Here is a 17,762-nt window from a genome sequence, read left to right on the forward strand (position 1 = left end):
CCGCGAGATCAGCGCAGGGCCAGGGTGACCGCCGTACCGAGGCAGGTCACCGCGCCCACCGCGCCGACCGAGACAGCGAGGCAGCGGGCCCGGAGCCGCGTGTAGCGCCCGGTGTACTCCTCGCGCAGTTCTTCCGCGCGGTCGCGGATCCGGATGAGCGACTCGCGCGACACAGCGACGCGTTCGGTGACGAACACCCGCTCGACGTCCTCACGCTGCGCCGTGGTCAGCCAGGGCAGTTGGTCGGCGAACCGGCCTGCCTGCCGTCGCGCCCGTTCGACCTCGGCGTTCCACAGCAGAAACCCCTCCAGCTGTGCCAGGCCCCTGGCGCTGTCCTTGTCGGGCGTCACGCGTCCTCCTCTCCGTCACACCGTCGGTTCCGGGCCGCCGTCACGGCTCGTGCCGGTCCCCGGGGGCGACGATCCTGGAGTCCTCGGGGTGGTTGAGGGCCTCATCCATGGAGCGGACCGCAGGGTGGTGCAGGTCGAACGCCGGGGACTCGGAACGGATCCGCGGCAGCGTGACGAAGTTGTGCCGCGGCGGCGGGCAGGAGGTCGCCCACTCCAGCGAACGGCCGTAGCCCCACGGGTCGTCGACCTCGATCTTCTGGCCGTACCTGGCGGTCTTCCAGACGTTGTAGAGGAACGGCAGGATCGACAGTCCGAGCAGGAACGAGGACATGGTGGAGACGGTGTTGAGCGCGGTGAAGCCGTCGGCGTCGAGGTAGTCCGCGTAACGGCGTGGCATACCCTCCGCGCCCAGCCAGTGCTGAACGAGGAACGTGCCGTGGAAACCGACGAAGAGCGTCCAGAACGTCACCTTCCCGAGCCGCTCGTCCAGCATCTTTCCGGTGAACTTCGGCCACCAGAAATGGAATCCGGCGAACATCGCGAAGACCACGGTGCCGAACACCACGTAGTGGAAGTGGGCGACGACGAAGTACGAGTCGGAGACGTGGAAGTCCAGGGGCGGGGAGGCCAGGATGATTCCGGTCAGACCGCCGAAGAGGAACGTGACCAGGAAGCCGACGGACCACAGCATCGGTGTCTCGATCGACAGAGACCCTTTCCACATCGTGCCGATCCAGTTGAAGAACTTCACCCCGGTCGGCACGGCGATCAGGAACGTCATGAACGAGAAGAACGGCAACAGCACCGCGCCCGTGACGAACATGTGGTGGGCCCACACCGTCACGGACAGCCCCGCGATGGCGATGGTGGCCGCGACCAGTCCGATGTAGCCGAAAACCGGTTTGCGGCTGAAGACCGGGAAGATCTCGGTGACGATGCCGAAGAACGGCAAAGCGATGATGTAGACCTCGGGGTGGCCGAAGAACCAGAACAGGTGCTGCCACAGCAGTGCGCCGCCGTTGGCCGCGTCGAAGACATGGGCGCCGAACTTGCGGTCGGCCTCCAGCGCCAGCAGGGCCGCTGCCAGGACCGGGAAGGCCATGAGGACCAGAACACCGGTCAGCAGGACGTTCCAGGTGAAGATCGGCATGCGGAACATCGTCATGCCGGGGGCGCGCAGACAGATGATCGTGGTGATGAAGTTGACCGAGCCGAGGATCGTACCGAAGCCGGAGAAGGCCAGACCCATGATCCACATGTCGGCGCCGATACTCGGCGAACGGACCGCGTCGTTGAGCGGGGCGTAGGCGAACCAGCCGAAGTCCGCCGCGCCCTGCGGGGTGAGAAAGCCCGCCACCACGATGAGCGAGCCGAAGAGATACAGCCAGTACGCGAACATGTTCAGCCGCGGGAACGCCACGTCGGGCGCGCCGATCTGCAGCGGCATGATCCAGTTGGCGAATCCGGCGAACAGCGGCGTCGCGAACATCAGCAGCATGATCGTGCCGTGCATCGTGAACGCCTGATTGAACTGCTCGTTCGAAATCAACTGGATACCGGGACGGGCCAGCTCGGCCCGCATCACCAGGGCCAGGATTCCTCCCACGCAGAAGAACGCGAAGGAGGTGACGAGGTAGAGCGTACCGATCGTCTTGTGATCCGTCGTGGTCATCCACTTGACGACCATGTTGCCGGGCTCTCCGCTCCGTACCGGCATTTCGTCCTCGTCGGCGGTATCGGTCTCCACCGGTTGCGAGATGCCCCTCGTCGTCACTCAGACGCTCCTTCGGTCGACGGCCCGTGTGGACCCGGCGACCAGAATGGACCCGCGGCGATCGGTGCGGTGGGACATCCTTCCCCGTCCGGCGCGAGCGGCCGACAAGGACACTCATATGGCCTACCGCGCGGGCTCGGCCCCCGGTCGGCGCAACGCGAAACGCGCATCAACACCCGGGGGCCGATCGGATATTCCTTCGCCGGAATCGGAATAGGCCCTCCGGAGCGGGAGTTGGTGAAGCGGCAGAACCCACTCCTGTCCGCTCGGACGGCTACGGAAGGTCTGATCCATGAAAATCGGCATCATCGGCGCGGGCAACATCGGCGGCAATCTGACGCGGCGCCTGACGGCCCTCGGGCACGAGGTCGCCGTCGCCAACTCCCGCGGCCCGCAGACGCTCACCGCCCTGGCCGAGGAGACGGGGGCGAAGCCGGTGACCGCGCCGGAGGCGGCGCAGGGCGCCCGGGTGGTGGTGGTCGCCGTACCGCTGAAGGCCGTGCCCCACCTGCCTGCCGGCTTCCTCGACGGGGCGGCGGAGAATGCCGCGGTCGTCGACACGGGCAACTACTACCCGCAGCGCGACGGCCGCATCGCCGCCATCGAGGACGGGCTGACCGAGAGCCGGTGGACGGAGGAGCAGATCGGTCACCCCGTGATCAAGGCGTTCAACGGCACCTATGCCCAGGACATCCTGGACCGGGCCCGCCCGCAGGGAGCAGCGGACCGTCTGGTGCTGCCGGTGGCGGGCGACGACCCGGCGGCCAAGCAGGTGGTGCGTGACCTCATCGACGCGTTGGGCTTCGACACGGTCGACGGGGGCGGGCTGGACGATTCGTGGCGTCAGCAGCCCGGCACCCCGGTGTACGGGAACCGGGGCGACGCCGACGCCGTCACGAAGGCCCTCTCGGAGGCGTCGCCGGAGCGCACGGCGGAGTTCCGCGCCTGACACCGGCGCGCCCCCACACCTGACAGCACGCGCCAGGCGTGCGGGAGCCGGGTGAAGACTCCGGCCGGGCGGGAAACGGGGGTGTCCGCCCGGCCGGATCTCCGGTTACCCCCGGACGGCACCCTGACGGCGAGAACCTACCCATGGGTAAGGTGTCGGCTCCGGGATACCGGCTCCACGGTCCGTCCGGCCCCGGGCGTGGTCCCTCGACGGCCGTGGGCAAGGAGTCGCCTCATGTCCCGCACCATGTCCGTGTCCGACAGCATCGTCATCGACGCCTCACCGGCGGTCGTCTACGCACGGCTCAGCGACCCCACGGCGATGGGGCGTTGGAGCCCCGAGAACCGGGGCGCGACCGTGCGGGGCGAGCGGCGCGACGCGTACGTCGGCATGGTCTTCGAGGGCCGCAACAAGCGCGGCGCGGCACGCTGGACGACCCGGTGCACGGTGACGGCGGCCGATCCCGGCGAGCGCTTCGCCTTCCGGGTGCACGCGATCGGTCTGCGGCGCCCCTTGCTCCCGGGCCCGATCGCCACCTGGGAGTACCGTTTCGAGGCGGCGGGCGGAGCGACCCGGGTCACGGAGACCTGGACCGACGACCGCCGTCGCTGGCCGGATTTCCTCGCCAACGCCTTCGACCGTGTGGCGACGGGCGGCAAGACCTTCGCGCAGTTCCAGGCCGGCAACATCCGTACGACGTTGAAGCGCCTCAAGGCGGCGCTGGAGGCGGACGCACAGGAAAGCGCGGCCTGACGGACGCCGCCCTCAGGTTCCTGCTGGTGCGAGCATGGCACCAGGAGGCTGCGGAGCAAGGGGAGGCGGACGCATGGGCACCGAGGAGAGCACCGGATTCGAGCCGGCGACCGGTGACGGACCGCCGCTGTCCGAACCCCCGGCGGCGCGGGCCGCTTCGGTGCGGACCGCGTTCGAGGGACTGCTGCAGATCCGCCGCCTCACCGGGACAGGGCAGCCGGACCCCGAGTCCGCGCCGGCGCCGTGGGAACGGAACCGACCGGTGAGGGCGGTCGCGTTGGCGCTGGAGCGGTCGGGGGCCACGCCGTCCGCCGTCGACCCGTCGGGGCGCCGCGTTTCGGCCGGATACCGGGTGAGCGACGGGGAGTCGGCGGGGTCGGTCAGGGTCGAGTGGACCGGGCCACCCGGCAGCGGCGCCGCCCACGACGAGGAGGAGGCCCTGGCCGGCTGCGCTTCGGCCCTGCGGGACGTGGGCTGGACGGTGCTGCTGTATCGGGGGCCACGCAGACGGCGCTACCTGGAGGTGGAGCCGCCGAGCGGGTTGTCAGGCGGGCACGCCCGGTCCTGAGGCCGCGTTGTCAGACCCGTGAGAGATGCTTGACGGTCCGACAGCCCTGAGGAGGAGATGCTGAGATGGACAGCGACGAACTCGCCGCGGCGCAGGCGTACGTCCGCCTGCTGGAGGCCACCCGGGCGGCGCTCGCGGACCCCGACGACGCGCCGGTCTACCTGCCGTTGCTGACCTCCCCGATGCGCGAGGCCGATCAGGCCCTGCACAGCGCGGGGCTGACGGGCAACGAGGACCGGCTGTTCGCTCTCGTCCGGGCCCTGCAGCCGAGCCTGTCGGGCAGCGACAGATAGCGCGGGCGGGCACTCCCTGGGGTCGGTCGTCACACTGCCGCCGTCGCCCGGAGGGCGGCCACGCGGCGTCTGGTGCGTGCGATCGCAAGGCGCGGGAATGGTCTCGTAGCGGAGCTACTTGGCCCTTTCGGCAACGCCGCGAGCGTGCGTGCCGGACGCCGCGCGGCAGGCGGCAGTGTGACGACAGGCCCTAGCTGCCCGCCCCTTCCTGGCCTCCGCGCGCGGAGGTGGCCGCGGGCCCCGGAGCGAGGCCGAGTTCCTGTTGGCCGGGGCTGAGGGGTGCGAAGAACCGGGCCACCTCCTGGTCGTCGACCTCGGCGAGGGTGCCCGGCTTCCACTGGGGCGCGTTGTCCTTGTCGATGATCCGGGCGCGAATGCCTTCGACGAAATCCGGGTGCTCGAACGCCCGGCTGGACACCCGGAACTCCTGGTCGAGTACGGCTTCCAGGCTGTCGAGCCGGGCGGCGCCGCGGACTGCGGCCAGTGTGACCTTGAGGGCGAGGGGCGACTTGGTCAGCAGTTCGTCCGCCGCCGCCCGCGCGGCGGGAACACTGCTCTCGCGCAGCTTCCGGACAATCTCCTCGACGCTGTTGGCCGCGTAGCAGGCATCGATCCAGCCGCGTTGCGCGGCGAGGTCGCCGGCCGGCGGCCGGGTGGCGAACTCCTGGACGACGTCCGCGACGGACCTGCCCGGACGGGGTGGCTCACCGAGTGCCTCGGTCAGGGCCGGCAGGAGGCGGGCCGGTACGTGGTGGTCGGCGAGGCCGCAGAGGACGGCGTCGGCGGCTCCGGCGGAGCGGCCGGTGAGCGCCAGATGGGTGCCCAGCTCACCGGGGGCGGCGGCCAGCAGGCGGGTGCCCCCGACATCCGGCACGAAGCCGATGGCGGTCTCGGGCATGGCGACGCGCGAGCGTTCGGTGACGACACGGATGCCGGCGTGGGCCGACACCCCGACCCCGCCGCCCATCACGATGCCGTCCATCAGGGCAACGTACGGCTTGGGGAACCGGGCGATGCGGGCGTTGAGGCGGTACTCGTCACGCCAGAAGTCCAGCGACGCGCCTCCCGAGGCCCGGGCGTCGTCGTGCAGGGCGCGGATGTCGCCCCCGGCGCACAGGCCCCGGTCGCCCGCCCCGGACAGCAGCACCGAGTGGATCGCTTCGTCCCGCTCGGCTCGGGCCAGGGCCTCGTCGAGCAGCCGCACCATGGTGTGGCTGAGCGCGTTCAGGGCCCTGGGGCGGTTCAGTGTGAGGTGCATGCAGGTGCCCCTCGTCTCCACCAGGACGGGCCGGTCGTCGTTCATGCGTGCGCTCCGCTCGCTGGGCTCATGGACACGTCGGACGCCTCCATGGTCGCGGACGGCCCTCGACCGCCATTCCCCGGCCCCCCGACCGGCCGCTGTGGCACTCCGATGGATGCGGCTCGACAATTGAGGCCTGCGGGACGCGCCGACGCCCGGCCCCGCCGGACGACCTCCGGAGCAGGAATGACCGACGACGAACGGCGGCAGGACGCCGAAGCCCCTCCGCTCCGCCGGATCGACCGGAAGAACAACGGTGAGATCCGGCCGACGGAGCGCCTCGCCATGAACCGGACCGGCAGCTTCGACTGGGACCTGGATACCCGGACCTTGGACATCGACGAGGCCGGGCTGACGGTGTTCGGGGTGGACCCGGCGAGGTTCGACGGACGCCCGGGCACCCTGTCGGAACACCTGGAGCCGGCGGAGCGGGCCCGGCTCGACGTGTCGATCGACGAGGCCATCACCGGGGGAGGAAGTTCCTTCAGCGTCCACTTCCGCGTGCCTCTGGACGACGGGACGACCCAGTGGACCCATGCCCAGGCCCGGATTCTTCGCTCGAAGGACGGAATGGCCCACCGGATCGTGGGGATCGTCCGGGACGCGACGGCGGAGGTCACCCATTCGGCCTTCGTGCTCGATCTGGAAAAACGCCGCCAGCGCCAGACCAATATCGTTGAGCGAACAACCAGTGCCATGTCCCGTGCCGTGACCGTGGACGATGTGACGGCCGCTCTCACCGGACCCGGCGGGCTCGCCCGCCTGGGCGCGGACGGCCTCGCCCTGGGCCTCGTGGAGAACTCCGCGCTGAACATCGTCGCGCTGAGCGGGGAGTCGCTGGAAGTGCTCGACGGGCTCGGCTCCGGTGACCTCGACCGGAACCTTCCCCTCGCGGACACCATCCGCAGCGGGCGCCCCAGGTTCATCACCTCGCTGGCGGCCCTGGCCCGTCGCTACCCGGAGCTGGAGCCGCACCTCGGCCGGCTCGGGTTCCGGGCGGCGGCGTATCTCCCGCTGGTGGCCCAGGCGCGGTCGCTCGGGGGTCTGGCGCTGTTCTACCGCGAGCGCACGGTCTTCAACGCGGACGAGCGCATTCTGTGCCTGGGGCTCGCCGCAATCGTGGCCCAGTCCCTGCAGCGGGCGATGCTCTTCGACGAGGAGCGGGAGTTCGCCACCCAGTTGCAGTCCGCGATGCTGCCGCCCCGGATACAGGACGTCGAGGGCGGTGAGATCGCGGTCCGCTACCACGCCGCGTGGAGCGGGCGGCAGGTGGGCGGCGACTGGTACGACGTGATCACTCTGCCGAAGAACCGGTACGGGCTGGTCGTGGGGGACGTCCAGGGGCACGACACGCACGCGGCCGCGATCATGGGCCAGCTGCGCATCGCCCTGCGCGCCTACGCCTCCGAGGGGCACCCCCCGGCCACCGTGCTGGCACGGGCCTCGCGCTTCCTCGCGGAACTGGACACGGACCGCTTCGCCACCTGCACGTACGCGCAGGTCGACCTGGCGTCCGGCACGGTGAAGGTCGTGCGGGCCGGGCATCTCGGTCCCCTGATCCGACACGCCGACGGGCGGGTCGGCAGCCCGCAGGTACGCGGCGGGCTGCCGCTGGGCACCTCCACGGACCTCCTGGACGAGGAGTATCCGGAGACCCGGCTCGATCTGGTCCCCGGTGAGACGTTTGTGCTGTACACGGACGGGCTCGTGGAGGAGCCCGGGGCCGACCTCGACTCCGGCATCGACGCGCTGCGCAGCGAGGTGAGCGCCGGGCCCGCGGGGGCCGAGGCGCTGGCCGATCATCTGTCGGAGCGACTGTGGGAACGGTGGGGCTCGGGGGACGATGTGGCCCTCCTGGTGCTGCGTCGCAGCCCCGATGTGGGGTCGTCGCATGCGCCACGGCTCCACCAGTACATCCATCAGGCGGACCCGGAAGGGCTCTCGGACGCCCGCGCGATCGTCCGCCAGGCCCTCGCCGACTGGGACATGGCCGAGTTCGCCGACGATGCGGAGCTCGTCACGGGCGAGCTGCTGGTGAACGTGCTCCTGCACACGGAGGGCGGGGCGGTCCTGACCCTGGAAGTGCTGCCGGAACCGGTGCGGCGGATCCGGTTGTCCGTCCAGGACCGGTCCAGCGCCTGGCCCCGTCGGCGTACACCGGGCGAGACGTCCACCTCCGGCCGGGGTCTGCTCCTGCTCGACGCGGTCTCCACACGGTGGGGCATCGAGCCGCGCGGCGAGGGCAAGGCCGTCTGGTGCGAGATCGGACCCGCTCCCCCGGCGGCCACCGCCTCGCCGTCTTTCCCGGCGGAGTGACGGGCGACAGGAGAGACGGGCCGAGGGAGCGTGATGCGCGAAGGGGGGTGTCCCGCACACCGTGATGATGCGAGACGCCACCGGCCAGGGCTCTTACGGTCCGCGCCGCGGCTCGCGCGGGATGTCAGTCCTGGACGGTGCGTCTCTTGCGGACGGCCCAGAGGATGCCGCCCCCTGCCAGCAGCACGGCGACAGCGGCAGCGACGAGGACCGGCGTCGACGGCGACGAACCGGTCTCGGCCAGGTCCGGCGCGCTCGGGCTCGAGGCGGGCACGGCGGACGCGGACTCCGAGGGCTCGTCGCCCGGCGTGGCGCTCGGCTCGGGCGTACCGGAGGGCGGCGTCCGGGACGGGGCCGGCTCGGTCGCCGTCTGGCTGGGCTCCTCCTCGCACACCTCGGCCGTCTTCGTCCGGTCGATGGAGTGCTTGCCCTCGCCGTCGGCGTCCTTGACGACCAGTCGGACGGTCACCGGCTCGTCGTGGTCCAGAAGCGCCAGCTTCTTGTGGAACTCACGGCCGAACGTCTCGGTGGGGAGCAGGTCCTTGCCGTCCACCGACACAGTCACCGTGTTGGGGACGTCGCTCGTGTAGTCGGTGAGGTCGACGGTCACCTCGGAGCAGGTCACGGCCCAGGTGGGGGTGTGACCAACGGCCGGACCGGCAAAGACGGCTCCTCCGGTCAGACCGGCGACCGCAGCGACCACGAGGGCTCCCGCGCCACGCCACGATCTCCTGGGTATGGTCATGAATTCTTCCTCCAGATGCTCCCCACCGCCTGAATGGCGGTGGGGCGCACAGTACTGCCATCGGCACCGTGCGACGCAGTCGCCCCGGGCGTAACCCGCAACATCAACTCCGGTCATATCCGGGCCACTTCCGGCAATGCGGGCAGGCCCTCGACAGGCTGTCCTCAGGGCGTGGCCGAATGAGAAGGTGGGATGTGCATCTATGTGCCGCCACCTTGACGTCCGACCCTGGGAGCGTGACCCGTTCCATGCGATTGCTGCTGATCCGTCACGGCCAGACGCCGTCCAACCTCGGCCATTTCCTCGACACCGCGCGGCCCGGACCGGGGCTCACCGACCTCGGTCTGCGGCAGGCGGCGGCCCTGCCCCGCGCGCTCGCCGGGGAGGACATCGCCGCGTTGTACGCCTCCACGCTGACGCGTACGCAGCTCACGGCCGCGCCCCTGGCTGCGGAGCGGGGCATCGAGGTCCGGGTCCGTGACGGGATCCGTGAACTGTCCGCGGGTGACCTGGAGATGCGGGCCGACGAGGAGGCGGTCCGACAGTACCTGACAACCGTGTTCGCCTGGCCTGCCGGGGACGTCGCCCGCCGACTGCCGGGCGGCGAGGACGGGACCGAGGCGCTGGCCCGCTTCGACGCCGTGGTGGCCGAAGCAGCGGAGGCCGAGGAGCACGGGACGGTGGCGCTCGTCAGCCACGGCGCCGCCATCCGCGTATGGACGGCCTCCCGCGCGCGGAACGTCACCGTCGAATTCGCCACCCGGCACGGCCTGGACAACACGGGTGTGGTGGTGGTCGAGGGCTCGCCGGGTTCGGGGTGGACGGCCCTCTCCTGGGCCGGGACGGTCGTCCCGGCCGTCACCGCGAGCGGCGTGGCGGACGGCGGCCCCGCGGGCCGCACCGTGCCGGCCCCTCAGCCGGGGCCGACGACGGACCACCCCACCGTCTGATCGCCGCTTCCGCCGCTCCGGAGCTACAGCTCCTGTTCCTGCCGAGGGGATGGACCTGCGGGCTGTGCCAGGACCTGTGCCAAGGGTCGGTCGTCACAGGGCCTTGTGCATGATGTGCATCCCCACATAGCCCTCGGTCGGGTGGTGGAAGCCCTCGGGAAGGGTGCCGATCACATCGAAGCCGATCGACTGATAGAGCTTGACCGCATGCGTGTTGGTCTCGACCACAGCGTTGAACTGCATGGCTCGATACCCTTCCGCGCGGGCCCAGTCGACCGAGTACCGGCACAGTGCTCGCCCTACGCCCCGGCCGGAATGAGCGGGGTCGACCAGGTAGGTGGCGCTGGCGATATGGGACCCGTTTCCCATGTGGTTGCGGTTCATCTTCGCGGTGCCCAGCACCGTACCGGCCTCGTCGACAGCGACGACCACCCGACTCGGCGCCGGGACGAACCACCACCCCTCGGCGTCCTCCTTGCCGAGGTCGAGCGGATAGGTGAGCGTCTCGCCCGCGGAGACGATTTCGTGGAAGAACGGCCAGATGGCGGCCCAGTCCTCGGAGGTTGCTTCCCTGATCAACATGCGGACAGGATGGCGTATCCGCGCACTCGACGCGAAACCTTATCGGGCACCGCGGCCACAGCGCCCCAGTATGGCGAACAGCCCCTTCCTCGCCGTTCGGGACACCACGGCGGGACGTTGCGCCCCGGTGCAGACGGGCGGGGCCGCCGGCTCGGCGGCAGGCGCCGGGCAAAGGGCCCGAGGCCGGTCTCCGGTCCGGGCGGGCGGTGTCGCCCGGGCTGCTCCGCCGTCCCCGGGGCGCGGGGCGGGCCGGTCCTCGCGGGCACTGTCCAGCGCCAGCGTCAGGTTGACCCGCCGCCAGAGGATTTCGTCGGGGTCATCGGCCGACGTCAACTCCGCCATCGCTTCCCTCGCCGCCATGGACGCCGGGCGTCCGAAGACCGGCTCCGGCCTGACCCGTACGAGATAGGCGCGTTCGTAGGGATCGTCCACCACTTCCGCCAACTGCACCGGGTCCAGGGCCGATGCCTGGACAGCCGCTCGCGCCCAGGGGTCACTCGTGCGGTCCAGCAACCGGTCGATGCGCTGTGCACGCCAGTTGCGCGCCCGCCAGTCGGCGCCCGACTCCAGCATCGTTCGCATCGCCGCGGGCGTCCGTCCGGTGAGCAGTTCGGGCTGCCGCGCCGCGAACGCGACAAGCTCGTCCGCGAGATAGAGCCAGACCACCGCGCGATACCGGTTCAGACAGAACGTGGCCGGGGAGACGCAGCCCGCCCGTGCCAGCCGGGTGAAACGCGCCGGTGCGATGTCCAGCAGGGCCGCTCCTCGCGCCGTACCGACCGTGCGGATTCGCTCCGTCAGCGCATCGGGGAAATCCGGCTGCTCGCGCAGGCGCGCGATCTCCTCCGCACGCACCCGTGGTCGCCCGCCGCCCGGTGCCCCGACGACGGCGATCAGCCCCAGGTGCACAGCCAGCTCGAACTCCGCACGACGGATACCCAGTTTCCGGGACGCTCGCCCGGCCGCGACCGTCGCCGCAGGGGCGGCGGACGAAGGCTGCCCGCCCTCGCTCTGTGGCGTGGTGCTCGCGCTCGCGCTCCTGTGGGCCGCGGTGTGCGCCCGGAGCACTTCCCTGATCGTCATGGCTCTTCTCCCCCGTCGTCTCGAATACTCTCCGTGATCACGGTAACGCGAGGGAGCCCTCACCCGTCAGCCCTGTGGATAACTCTTCAGCCCTGACGAAAGGCGCAGGTCAGAAAGGTTCGGTGGGGTCGGGGCCGCCCTGCCGGACCGAGACTCCGAGGTGTTCACCGACTCGGTTGACGAGCAGGGTCATCTCGTAGGCGACCTGGCCGACGTCGGCCTCGGCCGCGGTCAGCACACACAGGCAACTGCCGTCGCCCGCGGCCGTGACGAAGAGCAGCGCCTCGTCGAACTCGACCATGGTCTGGCGGGCCCGGCCGGCCCGGAAGTGGCGTCCCGATCCGCGTGCCAGGCTCTGCAGGCCCGACGAGACGGCCGCCAGGTGCTCCGCGTCCTCGCGTGCGAGGCCGGTGCTGGCCCCGGTGACCAGCCCGTCGTTCGACAGGACCAACGCGTGCCGTATGTACTGCACCCTGCTGGTGAGATCGTCAAGGAGCCAGTCAAGTCCCCGGTCAAGCGGCATGTGCTCGTCCTCCCCGTACCTTCGTTCCCCGTTCCCCCGCTACGCGCGTAAGCCTCGCGCAACGGTCCCGTGGGGGCAAGCGCCCCTCACCGCCCGGGGTGCCGCTTCGCGCCACGCCGTGTTCGGCCTCAGGATGGGTTCATGGCACACCACATGACCGATGAAGAATGGCGGGCCTTCCTGTCGGAGGGAACCCGCACGGCGAAGGTTTCGACGGTGCGGGCCGACGGCAGTCCGCACATCGCCCCCGTCTGGTTCCTTCTCGACGGTGACTCGGTGGTCTTCAACACCGGCAAGGAGAGTGTGAAGGGACGCAACCTCGCACGTGAGGGGCGGGTCGCCCTGTGCGTCGACGACGAGCGGCCTCCGTACGCGTTCGCGGTGGTGCAGGGACGTGCCGAGCTGAGCGAGGATCCGGAGGACCTTCTGCGGTGGGCGACGCGGATCGCGGGCCGCTACGTGGGGCCCGAGGCCGCCGAGGAGTTCGGCCGGCGCAACGGGGTACCCGGCGAACTCGTCGTGCGGGTGCGGATCGACACAGTGGTGGCGATGGCTGACATGGCCGACTGACGGAGCGGGCGCGGGCCGTCAGCCGACGGCGGCGAGGAGCCGGGCGGTGTGCATCCGCCCGGCGTACTCCACCGTACGGATCAGGACTTCCTTTCCCGAGGCCCGGTCGCGGGCGTCGCACGGCACGACCGGCGTGCCGCCGTCGAGGTCGAGCGCCTGCGCGACATCGTGCTCCGTGTGGGCGGGAGCGCCGGGGAAGCGGTTGACGGCTACGACGAACGGGATCCGCCCGCGCTCGAAGTGGTCGACGGCGGCGAAGCAGTCCTCCAGACACCGGGTGTCGGCGAGCACGACGGCGGCGAGAGCGCCTTCGCACAGCTCCTCCCAGAGAAACCGGAAGCGGTCCTGACCGGGCATGCCGAACAGATGGAGCGACAGACCGGAGTGGAGGGTGATACGGCCGAAATCCATCGCCACGGTCGTACTGGTCTTCCGCTCCACTCCGTCGGCGGCTCCCCGGCCCGGCCGTTTCCCGAACGCCCCGTCGCTCCCGCTCCCGCTCCCGGTCCCGGTCAGCGTCTCCTCCGAATACAGCGGGCGGATCTCACTGACGGAGCCGATCAGGGTCGATTTCCCGGCACCGAAGCCGCCCGCCACGACGATCTTCAGCGTGAGCTCGATGTCCTCTCCGATCATGGTCCTGCCGACGTTCGCGGCGGTGCGGTGGGCGGTACGGGCGTTCTCGTCGCTGTTGACGGGGTCGGAGGGCATGCGTCCCCTCTCTTCACAGCTCGGGGCTGGCTCCGCGGGGCTCTTCCGGGCCTCGGGAACCGAGTAGGGCGGACAGCATGGCAACCGTTCGGCTCCGTTCGAGCGGGTTGACCGCTCTTGCCCGATGAGGTCTCGCATCCGTCGTTCCTTGGCGTATCCCGACCTCATTGCTCCGCGTTTTCGCAACGCGTCGCCTCCCCGGCGGTGCCCTCCACGCCGGTGGAGCCCGTCGTAGAGCCGCCCCTCCTCGCGCGGGCCACGGGTGGCGACCGCCCCCCTCGGTTCAGCTACGCGTCACGATGGTCGCGGAACCACCGCACCACCTCGTCGGCATGGGTGTCCGGTGGGAAGGCGGGGTAGAAGACGTGCTCGATCGTGGCACCGCGCAGCACGAGCGTGAGGCGCCGGTAGAGCGTCTGGCCGTCGGCCTCGAACGTGGGGAGCCGCAGCTCGTCCGCGAGCGTGAGCCGGGGGTCGGAGAGCATCGGATAGGGCAGATGCAGGCGCTCCACGAGCGCCTGTTGGTAGTCGGCTCGGTCGGAGGACAGAGCGAGCACCCGGTCGACTCCTTCCGCCCGCAGTGCGTCGAGGTTGTCGCGGAAGCCGCAGGCTTCCTGGCTGCAGCCGCGAGCTCCGGGGATGTCGTTCCAGCCGTCCGGGATGTCGGCGGACGGGTCCCCGGTGAGCGGGTAGAGGAAGAGCACCCAGCGGCCCTCGGTGACAGCCTCCAGACGAATGTCGCTGCCGTCCGTGCCGGTGAACGACAGGGCAGGGAGTGTCCGGCCCGGCAGGTGGTCGGCGCCACCGTCGTCGACGGGGGCGGGCAGGTCGGTGGGCAGGGGGTCGGCCTTGGGCAGCATGTCGTCAGGCTCCTTCGATGGTTCGGTGGCGGAGGGGAAACCTCGCCGGGCCGCCGCGTCCCGGCGGCGCACGAGCTGGTCCCGGCTGTGTGTCAGCCGGGCGACGAGCAGGTCGATCGCCTGGATCTTCCGCTGGTAGGCCGCCAGGGACTCCGCGCAGTGGTCGCCCGAATCGTGTCCGGCGCGCAGGCAGGCAAGAAAGGGCCCGGTCTCCTTGGGCGTGAGCCCGAAGGCGCCCAGGCTGCGGATCTCCTCTGCCAGCCGGACGTCCTCCGCGGTGTAGTCGCGGTAGCCGTTGGCCGTCCGGCCGGGGCTGAGCAGCCCGCAGTCCTCGTAGTAGCGCAGCGCCTTGATCGTCACGCCGGCAGCCGCGGCCGCCTCACCTGCACGCATGTGGCCTCCTCGTCGTCCAGAACGCTAAACCCGGACCTTGGGGGACGGGTCAAGCCGGTGGTCGGCTGAGCGCCTGGCGCCCGTCGCGCCTCGCGCACGAGGCGCGGGTGTCCGACTCGCCGCGCAGTCCACCGGGCCGGTGCCGGGGGAGCCGGGGCCGCCCGTACGTCAGACCGCGGTTCCTCTCCGCAGTGACAGGGCGAAGGCGCAGCTGGTGACGGTGAGGACCACGATCGGCGGGACGGGCAGCAGCAGGAGCGCCGTCCCGAGGGCGGCCAGGGAGGCCACCAGGGGCACCCGCCCGAAAGCGGTGCGCCGCCGGACGAGGTCAGGGGCGTGCCGGACGGCGGTGAGCAGGAGCAGACCGCAGACGATGGCGAAGAGGGCCATGGCGATACTCATGCCGTGGGTGACGTCGAAGGTGGTGCGTTCCAGGCCGAGCAGGGTGAAGGCCGACTCCCGCATCGCCGTGTCGGCCGCACGCTGCTCGGGGGTCGGCGTGCCCGAGGCCGCGGCGGTGGAAAGGGCGAGGTGGCCTGCTCCGAGGACGACGAATCCGTAGGCGCCGGCCTTGAAGGGCCGTACGGGGTCGGCTCCGGGGGAGGTACGGGCGGTGGATGTCGCAGTGGTCATGACCGGTGCTCCTCGATGTCGGCGGACGGCTGAGGTGTCGGGGACGTGGCCGGGACCGGCCCGGGACCCGGGCCGGATTCCGAGGCCGGGCTCGCCGTCGTAACAGGTGCCGGGGACGGGGCCGGCGCGGGCGTGGCCGGACCGGACTCCGGGGACGGGGCCGGCGCGGGCTGACCGGACTCCGGGGCCGGAGCGCGTTCGTGGACCGGGGCCGGTTCCGGGGCCGGGGCTGGGGCGCGTTCGTGGGCCGTTTCCCGAGCCGGTTCCGAGGCCGCGGCCGGGCCGGGCGGGGGCCGCCAGTCCAGGAGCGGGTCGAGCCCTCGCGTGGTGACCGCCGACGGGGTGGCCCGTACGGCGAGGTTCCGGACGGCGACGGCCAGGGGATGGGAGAGCCGGGCCAGGTCCCCGATCCGCCGGGAGCGGCGGCTGATGCGGGTGGTGCGCCCGAGCCGGGCCGCCGTGTACGCGGCGAGCGCGGCCGGTACGTCGGTGTCGCCCGCGAGGAGGTGCGCCAGGACGACCGCGTCCTCGATGGCCTGGCAGCCGCCCTGGCCCAGGTTGGGGGTCATCGCATGGGCGGCGTCACCGAGCAGGGCCACCCGGCCGGCGTGGAACCGGGGCAGGGGCGCGGCGAGCTCGTGGAAGTCGTGGTGGAGGATGCCCGCGGAGTCGGGTCCGTCCAGCCGGTCCAGCAGCGCCGGGATCGGATCGTGCCAGGCGCCGAAACGCCGGATCAGCTCCGTGAGGTGGTCGGCCGGGCGCGTACCGGGTCCGGTGACGGCGGTCGCGTACACATAGACCCGGCCGTCGACGAGGGGGACGATCCCGAACCGTTGGCCACTCCCCCACGTCTCGGCCGCCGGCAGCGTGGGGAGGCCGGCGCCGGACAGCACCGCCCGCCAGCCGGTCTCACCGGAGTAGCGCGGACCGGGGTGCCCGGGGAAGAGCTGTCCCCGGAGCACGCTGCGCAGTCCGTCGGCCGCCACGACGGCATCCGCACGCAGCTCCCCCGCCGGCGTACGCACCACCACCGCGTCGCCGGCGTCGTCCACCCCGCTCACCGGGACGCCGAGGCGCAGGGCGCCGGGCGGCAGGGCGGCGGCGAGGCTGTCGATCAGAAGGCCGCGGTGAACGGCGCGGGCCAGGAGCCCGTAGCGGGAGGCCGGGGGGCCGGTCCGGGTCAGCCACGCGCCGTCGGGGGTGCGGAGCCCCAGCGCACGGCTCAGGGGATCACCGTCCGGCACCGCGGGGCCCAGGCCGATCGAGTCCAGGGCGCGCAGGGCGTTGGGGGCGAGCACGATGCCCGCACCGATCCCCATGAGGGCGGGAGCCCTCTCGCACACGGTCACCCGCCACCCGCGGCGGCTCAGCGCCACCGCAGCCGTCAGACCCCCGATGCCGCCTCCGGCCACGACAGCATGACGCACACCCATGAGGAACGCCTCCCCTCGCACGCCCTCTACATCTGTAGAGGATCACGGGTCCGCACTCTACACCTATAGAGTGCGGATCATGCCTGCTCCCCTCCCCGACCGCCGGGACCTGATCGCCGACACCGCCATCGCCACCGTGGCCGCCTCGGGCCTGCGGGGCCTGACCCATCGAGCGGTCGACACGGCGGCGGGGCTGCCCGCCGGCAGCACGTCGTACTACTTCCGCACGCGATCCGCCCTGATCAGCGCCTGCTACCACCGCCTGGCCGCACTGACGGTCACCGATGTGGACCGCTGGGAGAAGGAGCACGGCCCCCCGGACCCGGACTCGGCCGCCGAGGCCCTCGCCGCACTGCTGCACCACTGGCTGACCACGGGACGCGACCGCCAACTGGCCCGCTTCGAACTGAGCCTGGAGGCGACCCGCCGTCCTGAACTCCGCGCCGACCTCGAGGCCGCCGGCCGCGCCGCGCGCGCCAGGGCCGCCGCGCTCCTGGAGTCGCTCGGCGCCCCTGACCCGGCGCAGGCGGCCGACCTGCTCGTCGCCTGGACCGACGGCCTGCTGTACGACCGCCTCGCAGGCGCCCCGGCGACACTCCGTCCGGCACCTGACCCGGCCGAACTGGCCAGGGTCGTCCGGCGGATACTGACCGCTCTGCTCGTCGCCTGAGAGCGGGACAGCGGGGCCCGGCAGGGGCCTTGCCGCTCCGCGCGTTCGGGCCGAAGCCGGTTTCGTCCCGGGCGAGGTGTGGGACCTGCGCCGCCATGGGATGCGTGCGGAGAATCCGCAGCCCGGCGATCCGGCAGCGGACCACGCGGCACCGGACAGCCGTGGCGGACGCCGCCTGCGGTGCAAAACAGGGCCCGGGTCACAGCCGTGTCACCGGCGTGCAGGGCGCCCGGTTCGGTCTCGGAGCTCTTCACCGGACAGGGCATCTCCTGGACTGGACCGCCGACCGAGGTCGCGCCGAAGCCC

The 17,762-nt window shown here is 71.6% G+C and carries 19 protein-coding genes; 8 read left to right on the forward strand and 11 right to left on the reverse strand.

The genetic code is table 11. The features are described 5' to 3' along the window. Positions 1-8: 8 nt before the first annotated feature. Both KME66_RS00865 and ctaD read right to left on the reverse strand, forming a co-directional pair. Complete coding sequence (locus KME66_RS00865; protein WP_073224239.1) at positions 9-350, reverse strand: hypothetical protein; 342 nt, start codon at positions 348-350, stop codon at positions 9-11. Positions 351-390: 40 nt separating this feature from the next. Continuing rightward, positions 391-2,067, reverse strand: coding sequence for a cytochrome c oxidase subunit I (ctaD, locus tag KME66_RS00870; protein ID WP_073224525.1), 1,677 nt, complete (start codon positions 2,065-2,067; stop codon positions 391-393). Between the two features lie 349 nt (positions 2,068-2,416). Here ctaD and KME66_RS00875 point away from each other — a divergent pair, with 349 nt between their 5' ends. The 4 genes from KME66_RS00875 to KME66_RS00890 all read left to right on the forward strand — a co-directional run bounded on the left by KME66_RS00875 (position 2,417) and on the right by KME66_RS00890 (position 4,687). Continuing rightward, on the forward strand, positions 2,417-3,073 hold the full coding sequence (locus KME66_RS00875) for an NADPH-dependent F420 reductase (protein WP_216317866.1): 657 nt from the start codon (positions 2,417-2,419) through the stop codon (positions 3,071-3,073). 234 nt (positions 3,074-3,307) lie between these two features. Next, positions 3,308-3,826 carry an SRPBCC family protein gene (locus KME66_RS00880; RefSeq protein ID WP_216317868.1) on the forward strand — a complete coding sequence of 173 codons (519 nt, stop codon included), beginning with the start codon at positions 3,308-3,310 and terminating at the stop codon, positions 3,824-3,826. A 73-nt stretch (positions 3,827-3,899) separates the two neighbouring features. Further along, on the forward strand, positions 3,900-4,394 hold the full coding sequence (locus KME66_RS00885) for a hypothetical protein (protein ID WP_073224242.1): 495 nt from the start codon (positions 3,900-3,902) through the stop codon (positions 4,392-4,394). A gap of 65 nt (positions 4,395-4,459) precedes the next feature. Next, on the forward strand, positions 4,460-4,687 hold the full coding sequence (locus tag KME66_RS00890; RefSeq protein WP_073224243.1) for a hypothetical protein: 228 nt from the start codon (positions 4,460-4,462) through the stop codon (positions 4,685-4,687). Between the two features lie 190 nt (positions 4,688-4,877). Here the strand turns inward: KME66_RS00890 and KME66_RS00895 are convergent, their stop codons facing one another. Continuing rightward, positions 4,878-5,990: an enoyl-CoA hydratase/isomerase family protein gene (locus KME66_RS00895; RefSeq protein WP_216317870.1), complete on the reverse strand. Its 1,113-nt coding sequence runs from the start codon at positions 5,988-5,990 to the stop codon at positions 4,878-4,880. A gap of 183 nt (positions 5,991-6,173) precedes the next feature. Here KME66_RS00895 and KME66_RS00900 point away from each other — a divergent pair, with 183 nt between their 5' ends. Continuing rightward, positions 6,174-8,303: a SpoIIE family protein phosphatase gene (locus KME66_RS00900; protein WP_216317872.1), complete on the forward strand. Its 2,130-nt coding sequence runs from the start codon at positions 6,174-6,176 to the stop codon at positions 8,301-8,303. A 124-nt stretch (positions 8,304-8,427) separates the two neighbouring features. On the opposite strand, the gene KME66_RS00905 is transcribed toward KME66_RS00900, so the two are convergent. Continuing rightward, positions 8,428-9,048, reverse strand: coding sequence for an LAETG motif-containing sortase-dependent surface protein (locus KME66_RS00905; RefSeq protein WP_216317873.1), 621 nt, complete (start codon positions 9,046-9,048; stop codon positions 8,428-8,430). Positions 9,049-9,296: 248 nt separating this feature from the next. Here KME66_RS00905 and KME66_RS00910 point away from each other — a divergent pair, with 248 nt between their 5' ends. Then, positions 9,297-9,998, forward strand: a complete 702-nt coding sequence (locus KME66_RS00910; RefSeq protein WP_216329005.1) for a histidine phosphatase family protein — start codon at positions 9,297-9,299, stop codon at positions 9,996-9,998. Between the two features lie 93 nt (positions 9,999-10,091). Here KME66_RS00910 and KME66_RS00915 read toward each other — a convergent pair whose 3' ends face one another. The 3 genes from KME66_RS00915 to KME66_RS00925 form a co-directional block, all read right to left on the reverse strand. Then, positions 10,092-10,580 carry a GNAT family N-acetyltransferase gene (locus KME66_RS00915; RefSeq protein ID WP_073224249.1) on the reverse strand — a complete coding sequence of 163 codons (489 nt, stop codon included), beginning with the start codon at positions 10,578-10,580 and terminating at the stop codon, positions 10,092-10,094. A 39-nt stretch (positions 10,581-10,619) separates the two neighbouring features. Beyond that, positions 10,620-11,663 (reverse strand): DUF6397 family protein, encoded by a 1,044-nt coding sequence (locus KME66_RS00920; protein ID WP_216317875.1) that lies wholly within the window; start codon positions 11,661-11,663, stop codon positions 10,620-10,622. A 109-nt stretch (positions 11,664-11,772) separates the two neighbouring features. Next, a complete protein-coding gene (locus KME66_RS00925) occupies positions 11,773-12,186 on the reverse strand; it encodes a roadblock/LC7 domain-containing protein (RefSeq protein WP_216317877.1) in 414 nt (137 codons plus the stop codon). A gap of 141 nt (positions 12,187-12,327) precedes the next feature. Between KME66_RS00925 and KME66_RS00930 the strand changes: the two genes are divergently transcribed. After that, a complete protein-coding gene (locus KME66_RS00930; RefSeq protein ID WP_216317879.1) occupies positions 12,328-12,756 on the forward strand; it encodes a PPOX class F420-dependent oxidoreductase in 429 nt (142 codons plus the stop codon). An 18-nt stretch (positions 12,757-12,774) separates the two neighbouring features. Here KME66_RS00930 and KME66_RS00935 read toward each other — a convergent pair whose 3' ends face one another. The 4 genes from KME66_RS00935 to KME66_RS00950 form a co-directional block, all read right to left on the reverse strand. Further along, on the reverse strand, positions 12,775-13,467 hold the full coding sequence (locus tag KME66_RS00935; protein WP_216317881.1) for an ATP/GTP-binding protein: 693 nt from the start codon (positions 13,465-13,467) through the stop codon (positions 12,775-12,777). Positions 13,468-13,754: 287 nt separating this feature from the next. After that, on the reverse strand, positions 13,755-14,720 hold the full coding sequence (locus tag KME66_RS00940) for a MerR family transcriptional regulator (protein WP_216317883.1): 966 nt from the start codon (positions 14,718-14,720) through the stop codon (positions 13,755-13,757). A 168-nt stretch (positions 14,721-14,888) separates the two neighbouring features. Further along, entirely contained in the window at positions 14,889-15,353 is a 465-nt protein-coding gene (locus KME66_RS00945; RefSeq protein WP_216317885.1) for a hypothetical protein, read from the reverse strand. Next, complete coding sequence (locus KME66_RS00950; RefSeq protein ID WP_253208191.1) at positions 15,350-16,786, reverse strand: FAD-dependent monooxygenase; 1,437 nt, start codon at positions 16,784-16,786, stop codon at positions 15,350-15,352. Before KME66_RS00950 ends, KME66_RS00945 begins: the two co-directional genes overlap by 4 nt. Positions 16,787-16,856: 70 nt before the next feature. Here KME66_RS00950 and KME66_RS00955 point away from each other — a divergent pair, with 70 nt between their 5' ends. Beyond that, entirely contained in the window at positions 16,857-17,456 is a 600-nt protein-coding gene (locus KME66_RS00955) for a TetR/AcrR family transcriptional regulator (RefSeq protein ID WP_216317887.1), read from the forward strand. Positions 17,457-17,762: the final 306 nt, after the last annotated feature.

It is taken from the genome of Streptomyces sp. YPW6, assembly GCF_018866325.1.
Classification (GTDB): domain Bacteria; phylum Actinomycetota; class Actinomycetes; order Streptomycetales; family Streptomycetaceae; genus Streptomyces.

What these genes read in the sequence shown, in the direction of transcription:
- ctaD (WP_073224525.1), bottom strand. Translation starts at nt 2,067, where the DNA reads ATGCCGGTACGGAGCGGAGAGCCCGGCAACATGGTCGTCAAGTGGATG.
- KME66_RS00875 (WP_216317866.1), top strand. Translation starts at nt 2,417, where the DNA reads ATGAAAATCGGCATCATCGGCGCGGGCAACATCGGCGGCAATCTGACG.
- KME66_RS00880 (WP_216317868.1), top strand. Translation starts at nt 3,308, where the DNA reads ATGTCCCGCACCATGTCCGTGTCCGACAGCATCGTCATCGACGCCTCA.
- KME66_RS00885 (WP_073224242.1), top strand. Translation starts at nt 3,900, where the DNA reads ATGGGCACCGAGGAGAGCACCGGATTCGAGCCGGCGACCGGTGACGGA.
- KME66_RS00890 (WP_073224243.1), top strand. Translation starts at nt 4,460, where the DNA reads ATGGACAGCGACGAACTCGCCGCGGCGCAGGCGTACGTCCGCCTGCTG.
- KME66_RS00895 (WP_216317870.1), bottom strand. Translation starts at nt 5,990, where the DNA reads ATGAACGACGACCGGCCCGTCCTGGTGGAGACGAGGGGCACCTGCATG.
- KME66_RS00900 (WP_216317872.1), top strand. Translation starts at nt 6,174, where the DNA reads ATGACCGACGACGAACGGCGGCAGGACGCCGAAGCCCCTCCGCTCCGC.
- KME66_RS00905 (WP_216317873.1), bottom strand. Translation starts at nt 9,048, where the DNA reads ATGACCATACCCAGGAGATCGTGGCGTGGCGCGGGAGCCCTCGTGGTC.
- KME66_RS00910 (WP_216329005.1), top strand. Translation starts at nt 9,297, where the DNA reads ATGCGATTGCTGCTGATCCGTCACGGCCAGACGCCGTCCAACCTCGGC.
- KME66_RS00915 (WP_073224249.1), bottom strand. Translation starts at nt 10,580, where the DNA reads ATGTTGATCAGGGAAGCAACCTCCGAGGACTGGGCCGCCATCTGGCCG.
- KME66_RS00920 (WP_216317875.1), bottom strand. Translation starts at nt 11,663, where the DNA reads ATGACGATCAGGGAAGTGCTCCGGGCGCACACCGCGGCCCACAGGAGC.
- KME66_RS00925 (WP_216317877.1), bottom strand. Translation starts at nt 12,186, where the DNA reads ATGCCGCTTGACCGGGGACTTGACTGGCTCCTTGACGATCTCACCAGC.
- KME66_RS00930 (WP_216317879.1), top strand. Translation starts at nt 12,328, where the DNA reads ATGGCACACCACATGACCGATGAAGAATGGCGGGCCTTCCTGTCGGAG.
- KME66_RS00935 (WP_216317881.1), bottom strand. Translation starts at nt 13,467, where the DNA reads ATGCCCTCCGACCCCGTCAACAGCGACGAGAACGCCCGTACCGCCCAC.
- KME66_RS00940 (WP_216317883.1), bottom strand. Translation starts at nt 14,720, where the DNA reads ATGCGTGCAGGTGAGGCGGCCGCGGCTGCCGGCGTGACGATCAAGGCG.
- KME66_RS00945 (WP_216317885.1), bottom strand. Translation starts at nt 15,353, where the DNA reads ATGACCACTGCGACATCCACCGCCCGTACCTCCCCCGGAGCCGACCCC.
- KME66_RS00950 (WP_253208191.1), bottom strand. Translation starts at nt 16,786, where the DNA reads ATGGGTGTGCGTCATGCTGTCGTGGCCGGAGGCGGCATCGGGGGTCTG.